23 protein-coding genes are annotated in these 24,978 nt (G+C 46.8%); 7 read left to right on the top strand and 16 right to left on the bottom strand.

The annotated features are described in order from the left end of the window. Positions 1-72: 72 nt before the first annotated feature. Positions 73-852, bottom strand: coding sequence for a peptidoglycan editing factor PgeF (gene pgeF, locus CL55_RS05230; protein WP_046330157.1), 780 nt, complete (start codon positions 850-852; stop codon positions 73-75). Further along, positions 833-1,876: an RluA family pseudouridine synthase gene (locus CL55_RS05225; RefSeq protein WP_046330156.1), complete on the bottom strand. Its 1,044-nt coding sequence runs from the start codon at positions 1,874-1,876 to the stop codon at positions 833-835. Before CL55_RS05225 ends, pgeF begins: the two co-directional genes overlap by 20 nt. A 20-nt stretch (positions 1,877-1,896) precedes the next feature. Here CL55_RS05225 and CL55_RS05220 point away from each other — a divergent pair, with 20 nt between their 5' ends. After that, complete coding sequence (locus CL55_RS05220; RefSeq protein ID WP_046330155.1) at positions 1,897-2,769, top strand: outer membrane protein assembly factor BamD; 873 nt, start codon at positions 1,897-1,899, stop codon at positions 2,767-2,769. A gap of 21 nt (positions 2,770-2,790) precedes the next feature. On the opposite strand, the gene alr is transcribed toward CL55_RS05220, so the two are convergent. Continuing rightward, a complete protein-coding gene (gene alr / locus CL55_RS05215) occupies positions 2,791-3,891 on the bottom strand; it encodes an alanine racemase (RefSeq protein ID WP_046331178.1) in 1,101 nt (366 codons plus the stop codon). A gap of 73 nt (positions 3,892-3,964) precedes the next feature. On the opposite strand from alr, the gene lplT reads away from it, so the two are divergent. After that, complete coding sequence (gene lplT, locus CL55_RS05210) at positions 3,965-5,284, top strand: lysophospholipid transporter LplT (RefSeq protein ID WP_046330154.1); 1,320 nt, start codon at positions 3,965-3,967, stop codon at positions 5,282-5,284. A 9-nt stretch (positions 5,285-5,293) separates the two neighbouring features. Here lplT and CL55_RS05205 read toward each other — a convergent pair whose 3' ends face one another. The 8 genes from CL55_RS05205 to scpA are packed head-to-tail and all read right to left on the bottom strand — an operon-like array spanning position 5,294 to position 14,412. Beyond that, entirely contained in the window at positions 5,294-5,848 is a 555-nt protein-coding gene (locus CL55_RS05205; protein ID WP_205621303.1) for a uracil-DNA glycosylase family protein, read from the bottom strand. A 2-nt stretch (positions 5,849-5,850) separates the two neighbouring features. Continuing rightward, positions 5,851-6,396, bottom strand: coding sequence for a GNAT family N-acetyltransferase (locus CL55_RS05200; RefSeq protein WP_046330152.1), 546 nt, complete (start codon positions 6,394-6,396; stop codon positions 5,851-5,853). Position 6,397: 1 nt separating this feature from the next. Further along, positions 6,398-7,111 carry a tRNA (adenosine(37)-N6)-threonylcarbamoyltransferase complex dimerization subunit type 1 TsaB gene (tsaB, locus tag CL55_RS05195; protein ID WP_046330151.1) on the bottom strand — a complete coding sequence of 238 codons (714 nt, stop codon included), beginning with the start codon at positions 7,109-7,111 and terminating at the stop codon, positions 6,398-6,400. An 18-nt stretch (positions 7,112-7,129) separates the two neighbouring features. Continuing rightward, positions 7,130-7,594: a VOC family protein gene (locus tag CL55_RS05190; RefSeq protein ID WP_046330150.1), complete on the bottom strand. Its 465-nt coding sequence runs from the start codon at positions 7,592-7,594 to the stop codon at positions 7,130-7,132. Between the two features lie 8 nt (positions 7,595-7,602). Further along, on the bottom strand, positions 7,603-9,627 hold the full coding sequence (gene accC / locus CL55_RS05185) for an acetyl-CoA carboxylase biotin carboxylase subunit (RefSeq protein WP_205621340.1): 2,025 nt from the start codon (positions 9,625-9,627) through the stop codon (positions 7,603-7,605). A 27-nt stretch (positions 9,628-9,654) separates the two neighbouring features. Next, positions 9,655-11,187 (bottom strand): acyl-CoA carboxylase subunit beta, encoded by a 1,533-nt coding sequence (locus CL55_RS05180; protein ID WP_046330148.1) that lies wholly within the window; start codon positions 11,185-11,187, stop codon positions 9,655-9,657. A 9-nt stretch (positions 11,188-11,196) separates the two neighbouring features. Next, on the bottom strand, positions 11,197-12,222 hold the full coding sequence (gene meaB / locus CL55_RS05175) for a methylmalonyl Co-A mutase-associated GTPase MeaB (RefSeq protein WP_046330147.1): 1,026 nt from the start codon (positions 12,220-12,222) through the stop codon (positions 11,197-11,199). A gap of 21 nt (positions 12,223-12,243) precedes the next feature. Further along, the gene (gene scpA, locus CL55_RS05170) at positions 12,244-14,412 is read right to left on the bottom strand and encodes a methylmalonyl-CoA mutase (protein WP_046331177.1); all 2,169 of its coding nucleotides are present in this window, start codon (positions 14,410-14,412) and stop codon (positions 12,244-12,246) included. Between the two features lie 122 nt (positions 14,413-14,534). Between scpA and CL55_RS05165 the strand changes: the two genes are divergently transcribed. After that, positions 14,535-15,173: a GntR family transcriptional regulator gene (locus CL55_RS05165; protein ID WP_046330146.1), complete on the top strand. Its 639-nt coding sequence runs from the start codon at positions 14,535-14,537 to the stop codon at positions 15,171-15,173. Between the two features lie 80 nt (positions 15,174-15,253). Here the strand turns inward: CL55_RS05165 and CL55_RS05160 are convergent, their stop codons facing one another. Both CL55_RS05160 and CL55_RS05155 read right to left on the bottom strand, forming a co-directional pair. Continuing rightward, on the bottom strand, positions 15,254-15,598 hold the full coding sequence (locus CL55_RS05160) for a c-type cytochrome (RefSeq protein WP_046330145.1): 345 nt from the start codon (positions 15,596-15,598) through the stop codon (positions 15,254-15,256). A gap of 17 nt (positions 15,599-15,615) precedes the next feature. After that, entirely contained in the window at positions 15,616-15,981 is a 366-nt protein-coding gene (locus tag CL55_RS05155) for a c-type cytochrome (protein ID WP_046331176.1), read from the bottom strand. A 165-nt stretch (positions 15,982-16,146) separates the two neighbouring features. Here CL55_RS05155 and CL55_RS05150 point away from each other — a divergent pair, with 165 nt between their 5' ends. The 3 genes from CL55_RS05150 to CL55_RS05140 all read left to right on the top strand — a co-directional run bounded on the left by CL55_RS05150 (position 16,147) and on the right by CL55_RS05140 (position 18,741). After that, positions 16,147-17,004: an AAA family ATPase gene (locus CL55_RS05150; RefSeq protein WP_046330144.1), complete on the top strand. Its 858-nt coding sequence runs from the start codon at positions 16,147-16,149 to the stop codon at positions 17,002-17,004. 32 nt (positions 17,005-17,036) lie between these two features. Next, complete coding sequence (locus CL55_RS05145; RefSeq protein WP_046330143.1) at positions 17,037-18,212, top strand: vWA domain-containing protein; 1,176 nt, start codon at positions 17,037-17,039, stop codon at positions 18,210-18,212. Between the two features lie 70 nt (positions 18,213-18,282). Further along, complete coding sequence (locus CL55_RS05140) at positions 18,283-18,741, top strand: RidA family protein (RefSeq protein WP_046330142.1); 459 nt, start codon at positions 18,283-18,285, stop codon at positions 18,739-18,741. Here CL55_RS05140 and CL55_RS05135 read toward each other — a convergent pair. Then, the gene (locus CL55_RS05135; RefSeq protein ID WP_046330141.1) at positions 18,738-19,394 is read right to left on the bottom strand and encodes a nucleotidyltransferase family protein; all 657 of its coding nucleotides are present in this window, start codon (positions 19,392-19,394) and stop codon (positions 18,738-18,740) included. The two genes, CL55_RS05140 and CL55_RS05135, sit on opposite strands and share 4 nt — an antisense overlap. Positions 19,395-19,469: 75 nt before the next feature. On the opposite strand from CL55_RS05135, the gene CL55_RS05130 reads away from it, so the two are divergent. Beyond that, a complete protein-coding gene (locus CL55_RS05130) occupies positions 19,470-20,429 on the top strand; it encodes an XdhC family protein (protein ID WP_046330140.1) in 960 nt (319 codons plus the stop codon). A 65-nt stretch (positions 20,430-20,494) separates the two neighbouring features. Here CL55_RS05130 and parC read toward each other — a convergent pair whose 3' ends face one another. Continuing rightward, positions 20,495-22,867, bottom strand: a complete 2,373-nt coding sequence (gene parC, locus CL55_RS05125; RefSeq protein WP_237150557.1) for a DNA topoisomerase IV subunit A — start codon at positions 22,865-22,867, stop codon at positions 20,495-20,497. A 74-nt stretch (positions 22,868-22,941) separates the two neighbouring features. Next, positions 22,942-24,930, bottom strand: coding sequence for a DNA topoisomerase IV subunit B (locus tag CL55_RS05120; protein WP_046330139.1), 1,989 nt, complete (start codon positions 24,928-24,930; stop codon positions 22,942-22,944). Positions 24,931-24,978: the final 48 nt, after the last annotated feature.

Genomic DNA, 24,978 nt, shown 5'->3' with positions numbered 1-24,978 from the left:
CTCCATCTAACGGGCTACTAGGGTTATACGCACTAACCCTAGCCCTAGAGCTAAGCTAGTAATAACCCCAACTTAATGCTTATCTGAAATCCAGATGAGCGAGGCAAAGCGTCCCGTGACTTTATCCCGACGGTATGAAAAGAAGCGCTCTGGATCATTCACGGTACAAAACTCACCGCCATCGATTTGCTTTAGACCTAGTGTATGTAAACGATCTCTTGCTAATAAATAGAGGTCGGCCAAGTACTTGCCGGAAGTCCCGGGAATAGGAATAAAGGCCTTGGAGAGTACGTCTTGACCCTGAAGAGCAAAGGCTTGCAACACATCCTGACCCACTTCAAATGCGCTAGGCCCAATTGCTGGACCCATCCATGCACGGATATCGCTTATCGCGAGGCCTGGAGATAGTGCCAGCATTTCTTTGATGGTGTTTTCAAGGATACCGCCGCTCAAGCCACGCCAACCGGCATGAGCCGCCCCAATCACATCACCACTCCTGCTAGCCAACAAGACGGGCATGCAATCCGCAGTCAGAATGGCTAGCACCTCATTTGGAATATTGGTGACAGAAGCGTCTGCCTCAAATGCTCCAATAGTTAGAGTGCTCCTCGAGATCGGGGTGCTCACTGTGATGCCATGAGTTTGTTTGAGCCAAAGTGGTTCAGCAGGAAGCTCAGACCTCAGGATGCTGCGGTTTTGAAGAACATCTACTGAATCGTCACCCGCATTCAGTCCAAGGTTCAGACTATTAAATGGTGACTGACTTAGGCCACCTTGTCGGGTAGTGCAAAAAGCCTGAATTAGCTGCGACACAGTCCAGCTTGGCTCAATCTTATTGAGCGCGCTGATCATTTTTAATGGAGGCCATTAGAGCCTCTTCTCTTGGTAAGTCGGCTTCACTCATTCCCACCAAGGGCAGCAAATCAATCAAATCTTGGGGGGGCAATCTAAACCAGGTCATGATTTCCTGGGTTGCCGGATGCTGCAGACTTAAGGCATAAGCATGTAAAGCCTGGCGGTTAAAAGGCAGTGATTTAGCTACTCCGGGGGTCCTCTTGCGGTAAACCGGATCGCCTAAAAGAGGGAAACCCAAAGACTCTAGATGAACCCGAATTTGATGGGTGCGACCAGTCTCTAAGCGGCACTCCAGCAAAGCAACTGAACTTTCTGTAAAGCTCCCTTTAGCCAAGCGCCGAAATAAGGTGGCAGCAGGCTTGCCTTGAGCAGAACCAGCAGCCATTTTGAGTCGATCGCGTTGATCTCGACCCACGGTCGCCAGCACCTTGCCCTGAGAAGGGGCATCACCCCACACCCACGATAGATAACGCCTTCCCACCGTTCGCTCTTGAAGCTGCCTTACCAGTGAGGTTTGGGCTATATCTGTTCTAGCAACCACCATTAATCCAGAGGTATCTTTGTCTAGGCGATGGACAATTCCCGCTCTGGGGAGTTGCTTGAGCTCGGGATAGCGATAAAGCAAGGCATTTAATAGGGTTCCTGTCCAATTACCAGCAGCAGGATGCACCACGAGTCCAGCAGGTTTATTGACCACAATAATAGAGTCATCTTCATAGACAACATCTAGCGCAATATTTTCAGGGGAAAAAGCGAACTGTTCAGGCATTTCTTGTGGGAATACCTTAATACTCTCGCTCCCACGCAGTAAATGACGTACTTTGGTGACTTTTCCATCTACTGTTACCGCCCCAGCCTCAACCCAGGATTTAAGTCGATTACGGGAATAATCCGGTAAAGCGCCACCAAGAAACTTATCCAAACGCTCGCCACTGACCTCAGGGGGAACTTCTAGGGCTATGAAATCCTCATCATCGATATAATCAGTGGGATTCGAATCGGGAGTATGCGGCAATGCCACGCTTAAAGAGCCTTTTAGTTATGTCGGACGTTATTACAGACGCCAGTTTAAGGCTTGCTGCTACCCTTGGGTCATCTTCCAGAAAATCCTTTATTTCTTTACTAGTTAGCGCTAGCACTGCTTGTCTTGTGCTCGGCGGATGCGCGGGCAGCGATGGTCAAAAGGATGACACTGATATTTGGTCAGAAACAAAACTCTATTCCGAAGCCAATGAGAAACTGAAGGATGCGGACTATGCAAAGTGCGGCAAGTACTTTGAAAAACTAGAAGGTCGCTTTCCATTTGGACCCTATTCTCAACAAGCGCAAATTAATGCTGCTTTCTGTTACTGGAAAGCGCAAGAGCAAGCCCAAGCCCAAGTTGCTATCGATCGATTTATCAAGCTGCATCAAGGCAGTCCTAACTTAGATTACGGCTACTACCTCAAAGGCTTAATTAGCTTTAATGATGATTTAGGTTGGCTCGGCAAATTTACAGGGCAGGATTTGAGTGAGCGCGATCCAAAGGCAGCCAAAGAAGCTTTTGAATCTTTCAAGGTTGTTGTAGAACGTTTTCCTGATAGTAAATATGCGCCCGACTCTTTAGATCGGATGCGCTATATCGTGAACTCCTTAGCGGAGGCAGATGTCATTGTGGCTCGCTTCTACTATCAACGCGGCGCCTACTTAGCTTCCGCCAATAGAGCTCAGTTGGTGATTCGAGATTATGATCGCGCACCAGCCGTTGAGGAAGCGCTCTACTTGCTGACGAAGTCTTATGAGAAGCTAGGCATGACTGATCTTAGCAACGATGCAGCACGTGTCTTTAAACTGAATTTTCCCGACAGCCAAATGATGGTGACCGGTCAACGCGTTCAAAAAGAGCGTCGCTGGTGGCAGATCTGGAATAAGTAAGAATCAATCAAGCCGGCGGCTTCAGTCAGTAAGCACCGGCACCCTTTGCGCCAACGCGCAAATCAGTTCATAACCGATGGTGCCGCTCATTTGAGCCACATCATCCACCGGAACTTCGTTACCCCAAAGCTCCACCACACTGCCTATTTTGGCATTAGGAGCTTCACGCAAATCGATCGTCAACATGTCCATGGAGACCCTTCCAACAATCGGGCAAATCACACCGTCGCCCTGAGTATCAGCGGCATCAACCCAAACAGGTGTTCCATCTTCCGCATGACGTGGATATCCGTCAGCATAGCCACCAGCGATCACACCAATGCGCATATCCTCTGGAGCTTCATAGCGACCACCGTAACCTACATAGTCGCCTTTCTTTAAGTTTTGGATATCGATGATTTCACTACGCAAACTCATCACAGCTTGAAATTCAGAGCGAACGATATCGGCATGCACCCCAGTTGGTGAAACACCGTAGAGCAGAATGCCTGGACGGATCCAGTCTCCCAAAGCATTGCGATGCCAAAGGATCGCAGCGGAATTCGCCAAAGAAGATGGCGCTTCGAGCCCTTCGGTCGTTTGATTGAAGCACTCCATTTGCTCTCCGACTGATGGTGAGCGCTCTACCTGGTCTGCATTGGCAAAGTGGGTCATGTGATGCAGATGGTATCCGGCAGCATGCAAACGATGAAAGGCAGTTCGGTATTCCGCTGGCCTGAAACCAAGGCGGTTCATTCCAGAATTGAGCTTCAGAAAGATATTGATTGGATGACCTGAATAGTTTTTAAGGCTCTCAAGCCATACGACCTGCTTCTCGCTATGAACCACCAGGTCACATCGCAGCCGAATTACCCGTTCGAGCTCCTGCTGACTAAAAAGACCTTCTAAAAGGAGGATGCGACCCTCCCAACCGTGGTCTCTTAACCACTGTGCATCTGCAAGATCCAGCAAGGCAAAGCCATCGGTAGATTCCAAGCCCTTAAATGCAGCTTCAAGGCTGTGGCCATACGCTTTTGCCTTCACAACAGACCAGATCTTCGATTCCGGGGCAAGTTCCCGAATACGGCCTAAATTATGTCGAAAGGCATCAGTGTGTATAGTTGCCACAATAGGCCTACTAATAAAACGGTTAGCAGACAGACTCATTTACACCCTCCTTTCATGTTTTAATTACTTTAATGACTAGATTGTACGAATGAACCGTAGTTTTTACATCATTATGGCGGCGCAATTTTTTTCGTCGCTTGCTGATAACGCATTGCTGATCGCAGCAATCGCCCTATTGGTCCAGCTTGAAGCTCCGGCCTGGATGACGCCTTTACTCAAATTATTCTTCGTGCTCTCTTATGTATTGCTGGCAGCCTTTGTGGGGGCCTTTGCTGACTCCCGCCCCAAGGGCAATGTCATGTTCATCACCAATACGATTAAATTTGTTGGTTGTGTAGTCATGCTGTTTGGAAGCCACCCCTTGTTAGCCTATGCGATTGTGGGTTTAGGTGCGGCTGCCTACTCTCCTGCCAAATACGGCATCTTGACTGAATTACTGCCACCTGAAAAGTTAGTGGCAGCCAATGGCTGGATCGAGGGCCTTACGGTAGGCTCCATCATTATGGGTACAGTTCTTGGCGGAGTCTTGATCAGCAAATCGGTATCTGAAAGTCTCCTCGGATTTGACGTGCCCGTCCTAGAAACTGGCATCGATACCGCAGCGGAGTCCGCCATCATGATCATCATGATGATTTATGTACTGGCAGCACTCATTAATTTACGCATCCCCGATACTGGGGCTCGCTACGAGTCGCAAAAGACCAATCCAATCGAGTTAATAAAAGATTTTTCTATCTGCTTTAAGACGCTTTGGGCTGATCGTCTTGGCCAGATCTCATTGGCGGTTACTACTCTCTTTTGGGGGGCTGGCGCCACTTTGCAATTTATTGTGATTAAGTGGGCTCAGGTAGCCCTTCATATGAACCTATCCCAAGGCGCTATTCTCCAAGCAATTTCTGCATTTGGAGTTGCCGGAGGGGCTGTGTATGCTGCTTGGCGTATACCTCTTAGAAGTTCACTCAAGGTTCTACCCTATGGCATTGCCATGGGTTTAGTCGTTTGTGTCATGGCTGTATATAACTCAGACATGTTGCCTAATATTACGGTTTTAACTGTTGGCAAGTTTGAGCTTTCGCTCAAATTAGTACCAGCATATTTCTTATTGATTTTAGTGGGTTGGTTAGCGGGCTATTTTGTAGTGCCTATGAATGCGCTGCTTCAGCATCGTGGGCATGTGTTGATGTCTGCCGGTCACTCAATTGCAGTTCAAAACTTTAATGAAAATATTTCTGTTTTGATGATGTTGCTAATCTACTCCGGATTGATTTGGTTAGATGTTCCAATTCAGGCGGTCATTATTGGTTTTGGCGTAGTAGTGAGCGCGATCATGTGGCTAGTCATTAAACGTCACGCTGCCAACCAAGCTGAATACGACTCCATGCATTTAATTGGTGAGCACAAGCACTAAGCCCAAGGCTTAGATATTTTGTAACACTGATTTAGCAAGCAGTAGATCTTGCCAGAATAGCGCCCTATCCTTTGGCCTTGAAAGCAATTGATTTAATTCAAAAGTAGCTATCAGCGGCAGATCCTCTGCCCCGTCAGCGTTAATTGCTAAGACAGTCTCTCGAAGCTCCGGCAATCCATCACGTTCACCCGATAATTTTTGTGCCGCAGCACCACCAAACGCTAGGGCAACTATGGGCGTTCCATCTTGTGGCAATTGCTCAGGATTGAATTTGTCCGCAGGATTTTTCCAAGACCACTCTTGTGGCGTTAAACCGAGAACCCGAATGGTGTTCTGAAACAGAATTTCAGCATCGCCCTGAGGTTTATTGCCAAAAAACCACCATATTCCAGACGATCTACGCTCTTGCACCTCTGCAACTGCAGGCAATTCAGAGTTAGCCTCACCAAGCTGATTATTACTGACCTCGGCAGCAAGAATCGTTTGAGCAAGCTCAGGAGCGGCATCACGCGATGTCCACTCGGTGATACCCATTTCTTTAAGAAAGCTTGAATTTATACTCATATTCATGCCTCAAGCTTAATCGATTTAGCCAAAACTAGCGCATCTTCACGTAAGCCATTGGCAGCATCAACTGGGTAATAATTTTTTCGCAAACCAATCTGCCCATACCCAAGACTTTGATAGAGTGCAAGGGCTGCTTCGTTGCTGGGACGAACTTCTAAAATAATTCGGGGCATATTTTGTTGGGCAGCTACGCCCTCAATCGCATTCATCATTTTTACGCCGATACCCAAGCGACGTAATTTGGGTGAAACCGTAATATTCAGAAGATGTAACTCATCCACAGCGGGAAATAGGATGCAATAGGCCCAAAGAATATCTGGATCTAAATAAGTACCTTTTACTGTATCTGCTAATTGGGGTCTCACACAATAAGCCCAATGACCTGCAGCCAATGAGTCTGAAAAATTACCTTTAGTCCATGGATGAATATGCGAAACAGATTCAATAGCAATCACGGAATCTAAATCTGCAGTAGTCATAGGCAGAAAAGAAAGCTCTGAAATACCTTCAGTATTTGATTGCCCGGAGTGAAGACTATCAACCATGCTATTGACTACGCTCTGCAGAGGTCAGCGCTACCTTATTGCGTATATATAAGGGCTCTAATAGGTGAACATCTTGTTGTAGACCCTTACTCCACATATCTTTAGCGCAAGCTAAAACACCTGAGGCATTGACCCCGATACTTGAATCAAGATGAGTGCTAGAAAATGGGCTGGGAGCACTAGTAAAGAGACGATCACCAAACTCCATAATTGCACTACCCGCTAAAAAATCAATCTGAGAGAGCTCAACTCCCTCCGGAGCAGTTAGGTGAATATCACCCTCGCGCTGAGGTGATGGAGTTGATCCCACTAGATAGCTGGCCCAGTAAACCTCTTGCATACGAGCATCAACAGCAATGACAAAAGAATGAGCTCCAGAAGCAATAAATGCAGAAGTTTGAACTAGTTGGCTGGCAATGGCATCTAGGCTGGCAACAGGAATTACCGGCAAGCAAGCTGCTGTTGCCAAACCCTGAACGGCAGCAACCCCAAGACGGACACCTGTAAAGGCTCCAGGCCCGATTCCGATTGCAATGGCATCGAGGTCGGCAAGTTCAATTGAGGCTTCAGATAACAACTCTTGCACCCAAGGTAGCAAAAGTTGACTGGCGCCAGCCGACACTTTTTGGTGGCGAACTATTGGCGCATCCTCGTTTAAAGATAAAGCCACCGAACACCAAGCTGATGAGGTGTCGATGGCCAATATATGGGTCAATTGGGACTCTCTAGATACTTAAGAACTCAGACCTGCAATGATATCTGGTGGCGCTTGAACAAGCTCAATCAACACACCCTCACCGCAGAATGGAAACTCTTCGTTACCCTTGGGATGAACAAAAGTAATGTCATAGCCAGCTGCACCCTTGCGTATCCCGCCAGGAGCAAAACGAAGACCTTGTGCAGATAAGCATTCGACAGCCTTAGGAAGGTCATCAACCCACAAACCAATGTGATTAAGTGGTGTTTGATGAACAGCTGGCTTCTTTTCAATATCAAATGGTTGCATCAAATCCACTTCAATCTCGTGAGCCCCTTTACCGATAGCGCAAATATCTTCATCTACGTTCTCACGCTCAGAGACAAAAGTACTCTTGTACTCAAAGCCCAATAAGTCAACCCAAAGCTTGCGCAGACGATCCTTGTCTTCGCCGCCAATAGCAATCTGCTGAATCCCTAATATCTTGAATGGTTTAGTCATGACTGGCCTTATTCAAAGCGAATGATCAACTGATCAACAGCTAAGCTTTCACCAACATTGGCACATATTTCAGCAACCACACCATCCTGAGCGGCAACCAGTGTGTTCTCCATCTTCATTGCTTCAATTGCAGCTAATTTCTGCCCTGCTATAACAGCTTCGCCAACTTTCACGGAAATATTAGTCAACAGACCTGGCATTGGTGACATGACTAATTTGGAAGTATCTGGCGGAACTTTCTTTAACATGCGGCGCTGAAGTTCAGCACCCAATGGGCTTAAGACCATGCACTCGTAATGCGCACCGTCCAACACAAGGGTGTATTTCACATCCTTACGCTCTACCTGAGCGGTGATTTTGTGGGTACCATTGATGGTTACACGCAAACAAATTTGTCCTGGGCGCCAATCGCTAACGATGTTGTAACGACTGACATCATTTTCTTCTTCAACATAAACCGAGTAGACGCCATCCTTTAAATCAACACGGACAGGGACTTCTTGCATTTCATCATTGGATCCAACACGTGATCCCGTCACCACTACAAATTTCTTAGCAATGGTCATCTCATGGCCTGCCAACTGACCATCAATCATTTTGATATGTTCAAGGTAGCGATAACGCATAAATGCTGCTAGGGCTGCCAAACGCTTAGGATCAGCCGGTTGCACCGAATCCTTTTTGAATCCATCTGGATACTCTTCAGCAATAAAGCCGGTAGTAAAGTCGCCAGATACAAAGCGTGGGTGCTGCAATAAAGCCGCTTGGAAAGGAATGTTTGAATGGATGCCGCGGATAACAAAGTCATTGAGCGCAGTGCGCATTTTTTCAATGGCCTCAGTACGATCCTTGCCATGCACAATCAATTTGGCAATCATGGAGTCGTAATACATCGGGATTTCACCGCCCTCATAAACGCCTGTATCTACCCGCACACCATCTAACTCTGCTGGCGGGCGGTATTTCACTAGTCGGCCTGTTGAAGGTAAGAAGTTACGAAATGGATCATCTGCGTTGATACGGCACTCCATCGACCAACCGTCGAGCTGAATATCTTCCTGCTTGAATGCTAGCTTTTCACCAGCAGCTACACGAATCATCTGCTCAACCAAATCGAGACCAGTAATACCTTCAGTCACTGGGTGCTCCACTTGCAAACGGGTATTCATCTCGAGGAAGTAAAAGGACTTATCTTTACCCACTACGAACTCTACGGTACCGGCTGATTGATAGTTAACAGCTTTTGCTAAAGCAACGGCTTGCTCACCCATGGCCTTGCGGGTTGCGGGATCAATAAATGGGGACGGCGCCTCTTCAATCACCTTTTGATGGCGTCGCTGAATCGAGCAATCACGCTCACCGAGATACACGATATTGCCATGTGCATCACCCAGCACCTGAATCTCAATATGACGAGGGCCTTCAACAAATTTTTCAATGAAGACGCGATCATCGCCGAAGCTATTCAGGGCTTCAGTACGGCAAGCTGTAAATCCCTCGAAAGCTTCTTTGTCATTAAAGGCAACACGTAAACCTTTGCCACCACCGCCTGCAGACGCCTTAATCATGACGGGGTATCCAATATCCTGAGCAATCCTGACAGCATTTTCCGCTTTTTCAATTGCTTCATTAAATCCGGGAATCGTATTGACCTTAGCCTCTAATGCGAGCTTCTTGGAAGCAATCTTGTCACCCATCGCTGCGATAGACTGATGCTTGGGGCCGATAAAAATAATCCCCTCTTCTTCACAACGACGGGCGAACTGCTCATTCTCGGATAAAAAGCCGTAGCCAGGATGAACCGCTTCGGCGCCGGTATCCTTGCACGCCTGAATAATACGATCCAACACGAGATAGGATTCACGCGATGGTGCAGGTCCGATACAAACTGCTTCATCAGCCATCTGAACATGACGCGCTTCCTTGTCAGCTTCAGAGTAGACGGCAACCGTCTTGATGCCCATCTTTTTGGCGGTTTTCATCACACGGCAAGCTATCTCGCCGCGGTTAGCAATCAGAATTTTCTTAAACATTTTTGTAGTCATGATTTTTCTGGCGCCTTAAAGGGGGATGTTGCCGTGTTTGCGCGGTGGATTGGTGAGCACTTTATCCTTGAGCATTGCCAAAGAACGTGAGATACGCTTGCGCGTCTCATGCGGCAAGATCACATCATCTATATAGCCACGACGACCAGCCACAAATGGATTGGCAAACTTGGCTTTGTACTCAGCTTCACGAGCCGTAATTTTTGCAGGATCAGACTTTTCTTCGCGGAAGATAATTTCAACAGCCCCTTTGGGGCCCATGACTGCAATTTCAGCTGACGGCCAGGCGAAGTTCACATCGCCACGCAAGTGCTTAGAAGCCATCACATCATAGGCGCCACCATAAGCCTTGCGAGTGATGAGCGTGACCTTAGGCACGGTGCAATCCGCATAAGCGTAGAGTAACTTGGCACCATGCTTAATGATGCCGCCATATTCTTGAGATGTACCCGGCATAAATCCTGGAACATCAACTAAAGTGACCACTGGAATATTGAAGGCATCGCAAAAGCGAACAAAACGTGCGGCCTTGATAGAGGCTTTGATATCTAAGCAGCCAGCTAAAACTAAGGGCTGGTTAGCGACGATGCCAATCGAGCGACCTTCCATTCGCGCAAAACCGATCAAGATATTTTTAGCGTAATCTGGCTGGAGTTCAAAGAACTCACCATCATCGACAATTTTTCCAATCAACTCTTTCATATCGTAAGGTTGATTAGGGTTGCTTGGCACTAATGTATCGAGGGAGTAATCGGGCTCTTCAGTACGCTGCGCCCCATTAATCATGGGCGGCTTTTCACGATTAGATAAAGGGAGATAGTTAAAGAAGCGACGGAGCATCATGATGGCATCAACATCATTATCAAAAGCGAGGTCGCAAACCCCTGAAATAGTCGAGTGAGTTATTGCGCCACCGAGCTCTTCAGCAGTGACATCCTCATGCGTCACTGTCTTCACGACTTCTGGACCCGTCACAAACATATAGGAACTGTCTTTCACCATAAAGATGAAGTCTGTAAGTGCGGGCGAGTAAACAGCACCGCCAGCAGACGGACCCATAATCAAGGAAATTTGTGGAATTACGCCCGATGCGGTGACATTACGCTGGAAAATTTCAGCATAGCCACCCAAGGAAGCAACGCCCTCTTGAATGCGTGCGCCACCAGAATCATTTAAACCAATTACAGGTGCACCTACTTTAAGTGCCTGATCCATGATCTTACAAATCTTCTCCGCATGAGCCTCAGAAAGCGAGCCCCCCAAAACGGTAAAGTCCTGTGAAAATACAAAGACCAAACGGCCATTAATCATGCCATAGCCTGTAACGACGCCATCACCGGGAACGGTCTGATCAGCCATACCAAAGTCATGGCAACGATGCTCAACAAACATATCCCACTCTTCAAAGGTGCCGGCATCAAGCAAGAGCTCAATACGTTCGCGTGCAGTTAACTTACCTTTGGAGTGTTGAGCAGCAATACGCTTTTGCCCACCACCCAATCTGGCGAGCTCACGCTTTGCTTCTAGCTGTTGAATGATTTCCTTCATAACTACTCCTTAGAAAAATTCGTGGCCCATTGCCTCAAGCAATCGTCTTGCGGCAACCGAGGCGGCCATCGTTCCTTGATTTACCTCGGCGCTCAAACTGGGCAATAGTGCTTGTACTGCTGGGTGGTTCTGAAAAGCATTCTTGAGGCCCGCATCGATTCGATCCCACATCCAAGCCCCTGCTTGTTGCTTACGGCGAGATGCTAATTGACCATTGGCATTTTGTAGTTTCTGAAAATGCAGAATTTTTTCCCACAACTCAGGTACACCATTACCCTCCAGGGCACTCAAAGTCATGACCGTTGGATGCCAATACTCCAAATGATGTGAGGCATGGTCAGGGTTGCCTTGAAAACCTAGTAGTCGCAAAGAGCTGGTAATAAATAATTGTGCACGCATGGCGGCATCGGGGTCGATATCCATCTTATTGATCACAATAAGATCGGCAATTTCCATCACACCTTTTTTAATTGCTTGTAGATCGTCGCCTGCATTAGGTAGTTGCAATAAGAGGAACATATCCGTCATACCGGCAACGGCAATTTCACTTTGACCTACACCTACAGTTTCAACAATCACAATGTCAAATCCTGCAGCTTCAGCAACCAACATTGCCTCACGAGTTTTCTCAGCTACGCCACCCAATGTGCAGGATGAAGGACTCGGACGAATAAAGGCGTTATCCAGAACGGATAATCTCTCCATACGAGTCTTATCACCCAAAATAGAGCCACCCGATAAGCTCGAGGATGGATCAATGGCCAGAACCGCAACGCGATGACCTTTTGCAATTAAATCCAAACCCAGCGTTTCGATGAGAGTAGATTTGCCAACGCCGGGCACGCCTGATATCCCTAAGCGAAATGACTTACCTGTCTTTGGCAATAAGGTATTGAGAACCTCATCAGCACGATGACGATGATCCATGCGGGTAGATTCAAGCAAAGTAATGATCTTGGCCAATGCTCGGCGCTGCGCCGATGAGGGCGCACCAGTGAGATCATTCACCAAGGTTAGGTCTACTGCATTGAGCATACTGATTTCTTTTATCTAGAATTAATCAGGCTTTACCGATTTGCGAATCTGCTCAAGTACATCTTTTGCAGATGCTGGAATCGGAGTTCCTGGGCCGTAAATACCCTTCACTCCAGCCTCATATAAAAACTCATAGTCTTGTCTTGGAATAACTCCGCCCACGAAGACAATAATGTCGTCGGCACCCTGCTTTTTCAATTCAGCAATGATGGCAGGAACTAAAGTCTTATGACCCGCTGCCAAAGTAGAAACTCCTAAGGCATGGACATCATTCTCAATGGCTTGACGCGCGCACTCTTCAGGAGTTTGGAACAAGGGTCCAATATCTACGTCAAAACCTAAATCAGCAAAGGCGGTTGCTACCACCTTAGCGCCACGATCATGGCCATCCTGACCAAGCTTGGCAATCATCACACGCGGACGACGACCAAAGTCTTTTGCGAAATCGGCGATCTCGACCTTCAATTTATCCCAGCCTTCAGCTGAGTCATAAGCAGCTGCATACACACCAGTCACCTTTTGAGTATCGGCGCGATGGCGCCCGTAAACTTTTTCCAATGCATCAGAAACTTCGCCAACCGTAGCGCGCAAACGGATCGCCTGCACGGCCAATTCTAATAAGTTGCCAGTGTTTTCTTCTGCGGCTTTAGTTAATGCCTCTAATGCGGCTTCTACTTTCTTAGAGTCCCGCTTCGCCTTGATCTCTTTTAGGCGAGCAACTTGGCTTTCTCGAACCTTATCGTTGTCAATCATCAAAACATCAACCAAGTCTTCTTTTCCAAGCTTGTATTTATTGACGCCGACAATGACATCAGAACCCGAATCGATCTTCGCTTGTTTCTCAGCGGCTGCAGCCTCAATCTTGAGCTTAGCCCAACCACTCTCTACCGCTTTGGTCATGCCGCCCATGGCATCAACTTCTTGAACAATCTCCCAAGCTTTATCAGCCATCTCTTGAGTGAGATTTTCCATCATGTAAGAACCAGCCCATGGATCGATCACGCTGGTGATGTGAGTTTCTTCTTGCAGAATTAATTGCGTATTTCGGGCTATACGGCTAGAGAACTCTGACGGTAAAGCAATCGCTTCATCAAAGGAATTGGTATGCAATGATTGTGTGCCACCAAATACAGCGGCCATGGCTTCAACTGTGGTGCGAACAACGTTGTTGTAAGGATCCTGCTCAGTTAAAGACCAGCCAGACGTTTGGCAGTGTGTGCGCAGCATCAACGACTTCGGATTCTTTGGCTCGAAGGACTTCATGATGCGCCACCATAAAAGACGTGCAGCACGTAACTTGGCAACCTCTAAGTAAAAGTTCATGCCAATAGCAAAGAAGAAAGAGAGCCGGCCAGCAAAGCCATCCACGTCTAAGCCTTTTGCCAAAGCTGTTTTGACGTACTCTTTACCGTCGGCCAATGTGAATGCCAATTCGAGTACTTGGTTTGCGCCTGCCTCTTGCATGTGATAACCCGAAATCGAGATCGAGTTAAATTTGGGCATATGTTTGGCGGTGTATTCAATGATGTCGCCAATAATGCGGATTGAAGGCTCTGGTGGATAAATGTAAGTATTCCGCACCATAAACTCTTTCAGAATGTCATTCTGAATCGTGCCCGACAGCAACTCTTGTTTTACGCCCTGTTCTTCACCAGCAACGATATAACCAGCCAATACTGGCAATACTGCTCCGTTCATCGTCATTGAAACGGATACCTTATCGAGTGGAATTCCATCGAACAGGATTTTCATGTCTTCTACTGAATCAATGGCAACACCCGCCTTGCCAACATCACCAGTCACGCGCGGATGATCGGAGTCGTAACCACGATGCGTTGCCAAGTCAAAAGCAACAGAAACACCCTGACCGCCCGCATCTAGCGCCTTGCGATAAAACGCATTGGATTCTTCTGCAGTGGAGAAGCCAGCGTACTGACGAATGGTCCAGGGTCGCACTGAATACATCGTTGCTTGTGGTCCGCGAACAAATGGCTCAAACCCTGGTAAAGAATGGGTGTATTGAAGACCTTCAGTATCTTGGGCAGTATATAAAGCCTTTAGATGAATTCCGTCTGGCGTTTGCCAGCCTAATTTATCAACATCACCATTGGGCGCTGACTTTTGGGCTGATTTTTTCCAAGCATCCAAATCACAGTCAGGCACATTGGGCCAAGTGTTGGATGAATTCAATACAGACTTTTTCTCACTTGTACTCACAAAGCACTCCCGGTTGGCTTTTTACATCATCACTAATTTTGTAAACCCATTTTGCTTGACTTTTTTAGATTTGTCTAGATACTGTATACATAATTATGAATACAAAACTGATAAACAGACCTCTGTATGAAGATGTTGCTGAGAAGTTACGAGAGCAAATCTTCTCCCATGAATTAGCCCCCGGAAGCTGGCTGGATGAACAAAGCCTGGCACTTGCCTTTGGAATTAGTCGAACGCCCATGCGTGAGGCCATCAAGGTGCTAGCCACCGAAGGTCTAGTAACCAGCAAAATGAATAAAGGCTCTTATGTCACTGAGGTTGATAGAGGTGATTTAGAGCAAATCTTTACTGTTCTCTCCTTATTAGAGGGTCAGGCGGCTAAAGAAACTGCAATTAAGGCTACAGAGGCACAGCTAACCCAATTAGATGATCTGCACCACCGCTTAGAAAAGGCGGCGGCAGATCGAGATATCGGGCAGTTTTTTGAATTTAATGTCAAATTTCATGAATTAATCCAAGAAATCGCAGGAAATAAGTGGATGAACGGGGTTATTGACGACCTGCGTAAGGTGCTCAAACTCCAAAGGCGTGATTCTTTAAGTAGAGGGGATCGCCTTTTAAGCTCATTGCTGGAGCATCGCGAAATTCTTCAGGCCATTCTCAAAAGAGATCCCATAGCGGCAGAGCTGGCGATGAGAAATCATCTCGCTAGAGGGCTTGAGGCCACAAAATAAGAGGTGCGCTTTAAATACTATAAAGAACAAAGGCTTAGGTAATTAACCTAAGCCTTTTAGTTAGGATCTAAATAAGTACTTTACTTCTTGATAACAAAGTTTCCGGGCAATTTAGCGATGTAAGCTGCCATGTCGTGAAGATCGGCATCGCTGTAGGGCTTAGCCTGAGAGGACATTACAGCATTGTTACGGCCAAACTGTGCATTAGAGCCGCCCACTTGATAGGCACGCAAAGAATAGTAAAGGTAATCAGCATGTTGGCCAGCTAACTTTGGGTAAGCAGGCAAGATCGGTGCATTCAGCCCGGCGCCGTGACAGGAGGCACAGTTGCCTTTTTCTACCAGTGCTTGGCCTTTTTCGGCGTTAGCTGCTTGAGCTACACCAATGCTGGACAACAAAATGGCGGTAATTAGTGCGAATTTCATAAACGTGCCTCTAAATATCACTTCAATGGATTATTTGGTGAGCTGGCAGTTTGCGCAGCATAGTATTCGCCGAGATCAGCCATGTCTTGATCAGACAAGCTGCCCGCGATAGAACGCATGGTTGGATGCTTTCTTTCACCTTTTTTGTATGCAGCTAAGGAGCTAGCAATGTAAGCGGCATTTTGACCACCAATCATGGGGACTTTGTAGACCAAAGGATAGTCAGCGCGGTAATCGGGAATGGCGTGGCAACCAATACAGAGCCAAACCTTGCCCTGTCCAGCTTGGGCAGAACCTTTAACGTCTTGAGCTTGAACTGAGAATCCGGCAAAAGCTAGACCAGCGCAGAGAGTCAATTGGGAAAGAATGAGGTGTTTTTTCATAGAAATCATTATTAACGAGTTTGATTCAAATCAATTTGGAAGAGTATAGCGGAGACGAGCCAAGATACCCTGTTTTCACCCCTTGAAATGAGTAAAAACACTGAAAATGACAATCCTTTTACCTATACTTGATGGCTATTTACAGACAAACTGATTGCCCTCACCATGACTAAGATTCAATCCCGTTTCGACGGCTCGAAAAGCTATGTAGCCACTAGTGACTTGAAATTGGCTGTCAACGCCACGATACAACTTCAGCGCCCTCTGTTAATTAAAGGAGAGCCGGGAACAGGTAAAACCATGCTGGCCGAGGAAGTGGCTGCAGCTTTGCAGATGCCTCTAATGCAATGGCATATTAAATCGACCACCAAGGCTCAACAAGGCCTTTATGAATACGATGCCGTTAGCAGATTAAGAGACTCCCAGCTTGGCGATGAAAAAGTAAACGACATTCGTAATTACATTGTTAAGGGCGTCCTTTGGCAAGCATTTGAGGCAGATGAGCCCGTAGTTTTGCTGATTGATGAGATTGATAAAGCCGATATTGAATTTCCAAACGACCTCTTACGAGAAATCGACCGTATGGAGTTTTACGTATACGAAACGCGTGAGTTGATCAAAGCAAAGCACCGCCCCCTGGTCATCATCACATCAAATAATGAAAAAGAATTGCCCGATGCATTTTTGCGCCGCTGCTTCTTCCACTACATCTCTTTTCCAGATGCCGGAACGATGCAGAGCATTGTTGATGTCCACCATCCCAATATCAAGCAAGAATTATTAGAAGCTGCACTCCAATCTTTTTATCAAATCCGCTCTTTACCAGGCTTAAAAAAGAAACCCTCCACTTCTGAACTCATCGATTGGTTAAAGCTGCTGCTTGCAGAAGATATTCCAGCTGACGCCTTGTATAGCGGTGATGACAAAATTACGATCCCTCCATTGCATGGTGCGCTTCTTAAAAACGAGCAAGATATTCACCTCTTTGAGCGTTTAGTAATGATGAACCGCAATCACCGCTGATCTAACAAGCCAATTCTTTCCATAACTGAATCATGTTGATTCAATTCTTTCTCAATCTCAAAGAGGCTAAGGTGCCTGTTTCCGTTCGAGAATTTTTAACACTGCTTGAGGCTCTAAAGGAAGGTGTCATTGAACCCTCAATTGATGAGTTTTATCAACTGGCCCGGATGACCTTAGTCAAGGATGAGCAGCACTTTGATCGATTCGATCAAGTGTTTGGCTCCTACTTCAATGGTGTAGAGCAGATCATGGCGCTAGCTCCCGATATTCCCTTGGACTGGCTTGAGAAAAAATTGCAACGCGTATTAACCGAAGAAGAAAAAGCGGCACTACAAAAACTAGGTGGCCCAGAAGCATTACAAAAGCGACTTCAAGAGCTTTTGAAAGAGCAGAAAGAATGGCATGGTGGTGGCAATAAATGGATAGGCGCGGGAGGCTCATCACCCTTTGGGCATAGCGGCTACCACCCTGAGGGCATTCGTATTGGTGGCGAGAATGCGGGTAATCGAACGGCTATTAAAGTCTGGGAAGCCAGGGAGTTTAAAGACTATGACAGTGATCTTAGTCTAGGGACGCGCAATATCAAAATGGCCCTACGGCGCTTACGTCGCTTCGCCAGAGAAGGCTCGAATCTGGAGCTAGATCTCGATAAGACCATCCACTCTACCGCTGCAAACGCAGGAATGCTCGACATCCAAATGCGTCCTGAACGACACAATCAAGTCAAAGTCTTATTGCTGATGGATGTGGGCGGCTCAATGGATGATCACATTGCACGCATCTCTGAATTATTTACGGCCGTCAAAACAGAATTCAAGCACTTGGAGTATTACTACTTTCATAACTGTGTTTATGAATATCTCTGGCAAAGTAATCGTCGCAGACGCGATCAAGTCACTGCAACCCAAGACATCATTAATAAATATGGTCCTGACTACAAACTCATTTTCATTGGTGACGCCACTATGTCTCCTTATGAGATTCTGAGCCCGAATGGATCGGTTGAGTACAACAATCGAGAAACTGGTGCAGCGTGGATTAATCGCCTTATTGACCACTTCCCTCACTTTGCCTGGCTCAATCCAGAACCAGAATCAGTTTGGCAATATCGTCAATCGATCGATGTCATGAAAGGTCTAATGAAAGACCGGATGTATCCTGTGACCTTAAATGGTCTCGAGAGTGCCATGCGTCAACTCTCAAAGTAATCCAGTAATATTTACATCAGCCCCTCTTTATTCTCTCTTTTTTCTTTATTTATTTTTTTACTAAAACTCTATGACAAATCACATTAGCGATCGCCTGAAAACTCTTGGTATTGAATTACCTCCGCCCGGGCCCCCTGCTGCTGCCTATGTCATGGCTGCAACAACTGGCAATACCGTTTTTCTCTCTGGCCATATTGCCAAAAAAGATGGCAAGCCCTGGGTTGGTAAGCTGGGTCTTGATATGGATACTGAAACCGGTAAAGCTGCAGCGAAATCCATTGCAATTGATTTAATGGCCACACTACAAAATCACTTAGGCTCACTAGATAAAGTAAAGCGCATAGTCAAAGTGATGGGTTTAGTGAACTCAACGTCTGAATTTACTGAGCAACACTTAGTAGTGAATGGTTGTTCAGAACTGCTGTTTGAAGTCTTTGGCGATGCAGGAAAACATGCTCGTAGCGCGTTTGGAGTAGCGCAAATCCCTCTGGGTGCTTGCGTTGAAATTGAACTGATTGCAGAGATTTAAAAACTAAATCGCTTTAACTTATGTCTTTGGATGTCTTCCGTTGTGTCGACATCCATAACAAATGCTTGATTACTGGTGTGCATTGCCCTCACCTTGTCGGGATGGGTATCCATGTAGTCTCGACAAACCATACCTGGCTGGGCTAATACATCTAAGACTGCTTTGTAAGAAAATAAAACAGGGTTGCCACGTCTTCCATCCACCATTGGCAGAATGATTTCCTGGCCATCTTTTCGCTTAGCGTATTCGTCAAGTAATTCTTGTATTTCCTTTGCGCCAACTTCAGGCTGATCCGATAGTGCGACAAGCAAGACATCAAAGTTAGTTCGTAGTGATTCCAGACCCAAGCGAACAGATGACGGCTGACCCTCTTCTGGCGATCCATTTCTGATGATCTTCATCGGATGAGTCAAAGAGGGATTCATTTTTGCAATCTCAGACTCGATTAACTGTGCATGAAAGCCTGTGACCACGATGCATTCGACAGGACTAAATCCTTGAATTGCACTCGAAAAAAGCTCTAAAAGCGTTTTCCCATCACGGTGAAGTAAAGCCTTCGGATGTGAACCGAGTCGACTGCCCTCGCCCGCTGCCAACAAAAGCACAGCTATACGTAATTGCGAATCATGGGCAGATGGGCTAGAACTTGTCATTAGGGTGATAATAATTAGATTGCTAGCAAAAATAATAAATACAAATAAATAAACGTAAGAAATTAATGGCAGGAAATGAATAGCACTGATTTAAGCGTATTAAAAGCGGCGGTGGATTGGCTCAAATCGGGCCATCCGGTTGCCATAGCTACAGTTGTCCAGACTTGGGGTTCCGCTCCAAGACCTGTTGGATCTTGGCTGGCCATTCGCGGTGATGGACAAGTTACTGGATCAGTTTCCGGTGGATGTGTCGAGGATGACCTGATTCGCCGAGTACAGACCGAAATCCTGACTCGAGATTTACCAGAAATGGTGGTCTATGGCGTGAGTCAACAAGAGGCTGCGCGATTTGGCCTGCCATGTGGTGGCACGCTACGATTACTCGTCGAGCCAAAACCAGAGCTGGCTATTTTGGAAGCCATTCTAGAGTCCATCAGCAATCATCAAATCACTTCGCGCACAGTTGATCTTTCGATTGGCAAATCGACACTCGAAGCTGGTAATCGTAATCAGGCATTTATTTGCGATGAGCACTTCATGAAAACCACCTATGGTCCTCGCTGGCGCATGGTGATCATTGGCGCAGGACAACTATCGCTGTACACCGCTGACTTTGCTCTTGCATCGGACTTTGAAGTGATCGTTATTGACCCACGCGAAGAGTATGCAGAAGGCATCAATCGTGAACAGATTCAGTTTATCAAGGGTATGCCAGATGATGTGTTGCTAGAAATTGGGGTTGACTCCCATACGGCGGTTGTTGCCTTAACGCATGATCCCAAGCTAGATGACATGGCATTGATGGAGGCATTGAAGTCTCCCGCTTTTTATGTGGGAGCACTGGGTAGCAGAATCAATACTCAGAAACGGAAAGCCCGCTTACTAGAATTTGATGTGACGCAGGAACAAGTTGAACGTCTTCACGGACCCGTTGGTTTATTTATTGGCGCCTTGACTCCGCCTGAGATCGCCGTATCCATCTTGGCTGAAGTGATTGCCGTCAAGTACGGCGTACCAATACCTCAGAAGGTTTAAACACCAATAAAAAACCCGATCAATCATGACCGGGTTTTTTAATTTAGCAAAACTAGCTTAGCTTCTTAGTTCGCTTTGAGTTTTCCATCCTTGAGTCTAGGCTCTACGAAGTGACCTTTACGAGCACGATTACCTGCAAACGACTTCAAGGTTTTCGCATCGAGACTCAACTCCGTTGGCTTACCAGCGCGACCCGCACCGGAATACGTAGCGCCGTCAGGTCCAACCGCAATTGCAGAAGCCAGCTTCTCTTTATCATCCAAGCCCATCAGAATGACACCTTTACCACCAGTCGGTAAGCGCTTGAGCTCATCGAGCGGGAACACTAATAACTTAGAGCTTTCAGACAAACAAGCCACATGCTTCATACCTGTCGTGACCTTAGCGGCTCCTAGAGGCGCATCACCACCTGGAAATTTACTGTCGATACCAACAAATGATTTACCAGCCTTATTACGGGTAGACATGTCTGCTACATTTGCCAAAAAGCCGTTGCCTGATCTGGTAGAAATCAGCACAAGATCATCGGGTTGACCAGCATAGTAGGCAACCATTTGTGATCCAGCAGCTAAGTTCACAAAACTGGTTAAAGGCGAGCCATCACCACGTGCGCCAGGCAATTCACTTACTGGAACGGTATAGACGCGACCATCACTACCAAAGCCTTGCATTACATCAACTGTGCGGCACTCAAAAGTAGCATATAAGGCATCACCTGCTTTAAAGGCGAACTGCGTTGCATCATGCTCATGACCTTGGCGTACTCGCACCCAACCTTTTTGCGACACAATCACGGTGACAGGCTCGTCCAATACCTTGGTCTCAGCTACAGCGCGCTTATCTTCCTGAATGAGTGTTCGGCGATCATCACCAAAATCCTTGATATCGGATTCGATTTCTTTGATGATGCGTTTGCGTAAAACAGTATCGCTCTGCAATAAACCTTCAAGGTCATCACGCTCAGACTTGAGCTCTTTTAACTCTTGCTCAATCTTAATACCCTCAAGGCGGGCTAACTGACGCAAGCGAATATCTAAGATATCTTCTGCTTGACGATCACTCAGCTTGAACTCTTTTATGAGATCGGCTTTAGGTTCATCGCTATTGCGAATGATCTTAATGACCTTATCAATATTCAGGAGGACGATTAAGCGCCCTTCCAAAATATGCATCCGATCATTTACCTTGCCTAAACGATGTTGAGTGCGCCGTGTAACCGTACCGACCCTGAAAGAAATCCACTCAGAAATAATTTCTTTAAGGCCTTTTTGACGTGGACGACCATCGGTACCAATCATGACCAAGTTCATTGGTGCATTAGATTCAAGTGATGTGTGAGCTAGCAGTAAGTTGGCAAACTCATTGACATCAATATTTTTACTCTTAGGCTCAAATACCAAGCGCACAGCTGCATCTTTGCTAGATTCGTCACGGACGCCATCAAGAACATTCAAGATGGTGGATTTGAGATTACTTTGCTCCGGAGTTAAAGTCTTCTTACCAACCTTCACTTTAGGATTGGTAATCTCTTCAATCTCTTGCAATACGCGCTGCGATGAAGTTGATGGTGGCAGTTCATTGACCACAATTTGCCACTGGCCACGAGCCAATTCCTCAACAGACCAGCGCGCACGCACTTTTAAACTTCCACGACCTGCTTCATAAATCTGCGTGATCTCCGCTGGAGAAGAAATAATTTGGCCGCCACCGGGATAGTCTGGACCAGGAATAATTTCAAGCAACTCTGACGTGCTCATTTTTGGAGACTTCATCAAGGCAATCGCTGCGCTGGCCACTTCACGTAGATTGTGTGACGGAATCTCTGTCGCCATACCTACCGCGATACCTGATGCACCATTCAATAAAACGAAGGGTAAGCGCGCCGGTAATAACTTCGGCTCTTGGAAGGATCCATCATAGTTCGGCGCAAAATCTACCGTACCTTCATCAATCTCGCTCAGCAACAAACCAGCAATCTTGGTCAAACGTGCTTCGGTATAACGCATTGCTGCAGCGCCATCACCATCACGTGAGCCAAAGTTACCCTGACCATCAATCAATGGATAACGCAATGAGAAACTCTGCGCAAGACGTACCAATGCGTCATAAGCCGATTGATCACCATGTGGATGGAATTTACCCAGCACATCACCAACCACACGCGCACTCTTTACGGGCTTAGCATCAGCTCGCAAACCCATCTCGCTCATCGAAAACAGAATGCGGCGTTGTACTGGCTTTTGACCATCAGAAACATCTGGCAGTGCACGGCCTTTGACGACGCTAATGGCGTAATCTAAGTAAGCGCGTTCAGCATAGACCGCTAGTGTGAGGCTGTCTTTATCATCCTCATTGAGTTCAATCTTTTTGGGATCATGCGGATCATTTGGTCCGCCCGCCTGAGCTGAAATAGGCTTATCTATTTCTACGATATTCATTTCAATTGACTCACCAGCGAACAAGTCTGCTTGCTCTACTGGTTTATTACCACGTGGAGTTTTTTTAATTGCCATTAGATATCCGCCTCTACTTCGTTGCCGCGCTCTTCTAACCAATCACGACGCGCCCCGGACTCGGATTTACCCATCAACATATCCATTGTTTTAATTGTTTCATCTTCTGTCCATGCGCCCAAGGTCACTGGTAAGAGGCGGCGTGTATCAGGATTGAGGGTGGTATCCCACAGTTGTTCGGCACTCATCTCACCTAAACCTTTAAAGCGAGAAATTTGCCACGCTGACTCTTTGACGCCGTCTTTACGTAACTTATCTTCAATTGCTTGCAGTTCGCTGGCATCCAGTGCATAAATCTTTTGCGCTGGTTTTTTACCACGCGCTGGCGCATCTACTCTAAATAATGGTGGCCGAGAAATATGAATATGTCCTAGTTCAATTAACTTAGGGAAATGCTTGTAAAACAAGGTGAGCAGTAATACCTGAATATGCGCACCATCGACGTCCGCATCAGACAATATGCAGACCTTGCCATAACGCAAATTCGATAGATCGGGGGTGTCGTTAGCGCCATGCGGATCCACGCCAATGGCAACCGCAATATCATGCACTTCATTATTCGCAAATAAGCGATCGCGCTCGGCTTCCCAAGTATTGAGAACCTTACCGCGCAAAGGCAGAATCGCTTGGTACTCTTTATTACGCCCCATCTTGGCTGAGCCGCCTGCTGAGTCTCCCTCAACCAGGAAGATTTCATTGAGGCTAATGTCTTGGCTTTCGCAATCGGTGAGTTTTCCTGGGAGAACTGCCACACCGGAAGATTTTTTCTTCTCAACTTTTTGGCCCGCACGGGTTCTAGCTTGAGCTTGCTTAATCACTAAGTCCGCTAATTTACGACCGTAATCCACATGTTCGTTAAGCCAAAGCTCTAATGCAGATTTAGCATAACCAGAAACCAAACGCACTGCATCTCTAGAGTTCAGGCGCTCTTTAATTTGCCCCTGAAATTGGGGATCCAATACCTTGGCAGACAAAATAAATGAGGCGCGCGCAAAGACGTCCTCAGGCATAAGCTTGACGCCTTTAGGTTGCAAAGCATGCATCTCAATAAAACCTTTGACCGCATTAAAGAGGCCTTCACGTAGGCCGCTTTCATGCGTGCCACCAGCAGGAGTCGGAATCAAGTTCACATAACTCTCACGCACAGGTGCACCATCTTCAGTCCAGGTCACAACCCAGGCTGCGCCCTCGCCTTCAGCAAAGGAGTCATCATCTCCATTACCAGTAGCGTATTGCTCACCCTCAAACGGAGGGATGACTTCTGCCCCGTGACCTGCTTGCGCCATGGCTTCATTTAAGTAGCCACGCAAGCCTTGGGCATATTGCCAAGTTTGGCTCTCGCCAGACTTTTCTTGAATCAGGGTCACTTTTACGCCTGGCAATAAGACTGCCTTAGAGCGCAACAAGCGAATCAGTTCAGGCATGGGAATGGCTGCACTATCAAAATACTTGCCATCAGGCCATGCCCGTACACGTGTACCGTGCGATTTATCCTCTTTGCCAGCGGCACTGGTTTTGAGCTTTTCAATGACCTTGCCATCAGCAAAGGTCAATGTAGAGACCTGGCCCTCACGCCATACGGTGACTTCTAGCCTTTTGGATAGGGCATTAGTCACAGAGACACCAACACCGTGCAAACCACCAGAGAAGGCATAGGCACCACCGGTGCCTTTTTCGAATTTACCGCCAGCATGGAGCTGGGTGAAGACGATTTCGACTACTGGGAGCTTCTCAGTCGGATGAATACCCACTGGAATGCCACGACCATCATCCTCAACGCTCACACTGCTATCGGTATGCAAAGTCACAATGATTTGCTTACCAAATCCCCCTAATGCCTCGTCAGAAGCGTTATCTAGCACCTCCTGAATAATGTGCAAGGGGTTATCAGTGCGGGTATACATTCCCGGCCGCTGACGGACGGGTTCGAGCCCTTTTAAGACTTGAATCGATGATTCGCTGTATTCAGATGTTTTACGGGTAGCCATGCGCGCAAATTGTAGTCATGTCTGAACGAAAACCTGAATTTTCCTGAA

It is taken from the genome of Polynucleobacter duraquae (assembly GCF_000973625.1).
Taxonomy (GTDB): Bacteria; Pseudomonadota; Gammaproteobacteria; order Burkholderiales; family Burkholderiaceae; genus Polynucleobacter; species Polynucleobacter duraquae.
Note: the sequence above shows the minus strand (reverse complement) of the source record. Positions and strands in the feature narration are given on the sequence as shown.

Bases quoted from the DNA above. Each gene is read 5' to 3' on its own strand.
- pgeF (WP_046330157.1), bottom strand. From the start codon at position 852: ATGATCAGCGCGCTCAATAAGATTGAGCCAAGCTGGACTGTGTCGCAG.
- CL55_RS05220 (WP_046330155.1), top strand. From the start codon at position 1,897: ATGTCGGACGTTATTACAGACGCCAGTTTAAGGCTTGCTGCTACCCTT.
- lplT (WP_046330154.1), top strand. From the start codon at position 3,965: ATGAACCGTAGTTTTTACATCATTATGGCGGCGCAATTTTTTTCGTCG.
- CL55_RS05205 (WP_205621303.1), bottom strand. From the start codon at position 5,848: ATGAGTATAAATTCAAGCTTTCTTAAAGAAATGGGTATCACCGAGTGG.
- CL55_RS05200 (WP_046330152.1), bottom strand. From the start codon at position 6,396: ATGGTTGATAGTCTTCACTCCGGGCAATCAAATACTGAAGGTATTTCA.
- CL55_RS05190 (WP_046330150.1), bottom strand. From the start codon at position 7,594: ATGACTAAACCATTCAAGATATTAGGGATTCAGCAGATTGCTATTGGC.
- accC (WP_205621340.1), bottom strand. From the start codon at position 9,627: ATGTTTAAGAAAATTCTGATTGCTAACCGCGGCGAGATAGCTTGCCGT.
- CL55_RS05180 (WP_046330148.1), bottom strand. From the start codon at position 11,187: ATGAAGGAAATCATTCAACAGCTAGAAGCAAAGCGTGAGCTCGCCAGA.
- meaB (WP_046330147.1), bottom strand. From the start codon at position 12,222: ATGCTCAATGCAGTAGACCTAACCTTGGTGAATGATCTCACTGGTGCG.
- CL55_RS05165 (WP_046330146.1), top strand. From the start codon at position 14,535: ATGAATACAAAACTGATAAACAGACCTCTGTATGAAGATGTTGCTGAG.
- CL55_RS05160 (WP_046330145.1), bottom strand. From the start codon at position 15,598: ATGAAATTCGCACTAATTACCGCCATTTTGTTGTCCAGCATTGGTGTA.
- CL55_RS05155 (WP_046331176.1), bottom strand. From the start codon at position 15,981: ATGAAAAAACACCTCATTCTTTCCCAATTGACTCTCTGCGCTGGTCTA.
- CL55_RS05150 (WP_046330144.1), top strand. From the start codon at position 16,147: ATGACTAAGATTCAATCCCGTTTCGACGGCTCGAAAAGCTATGTAGCC.
- CL55_RS05145 (WP_046330143.1), top strand. From the start codon at position 17,037: ATGTTGATTCAATTCTTTCTCAATCTCAAAGAGGCTAAGGTGCCTGTT.
- CL55_RS05140 (WP_046330142.1), top strand. From the start codon at position 18,283: ATGACAAATCACATTAGCGATCGCCTGAAAACTCTTGGTATTGAATTA.
- CL55_RS05135 (WP_046330141.1), bottom strand. From the start codon at position 19,394: ATGACAAGTTCTAGCCCATCTGCCCATGATTCGCAATTACGTATAGCT.
- CL55_RS05130 (WP_046330140.1), top strand. From the start codon at position 19,470: ATGAATAGCACTGATTTAAGCGTATTAAAAGCGGCGGTGGATTGGCTC.
- parC (WP_237150557.1), bottom strand. From the start codon at position 22,867: ATGAATATCGTAGAAATAGATAAGCCTATTTCAGCTCAGGCGGGCGGA.
- CL55_RS05120 (WP_046330139.1), bottom strand. From the start codon at position 24,930: ATGGCTACCCGTAAAACATCTGAATACAGCGAATCATCGATTCAAGTC.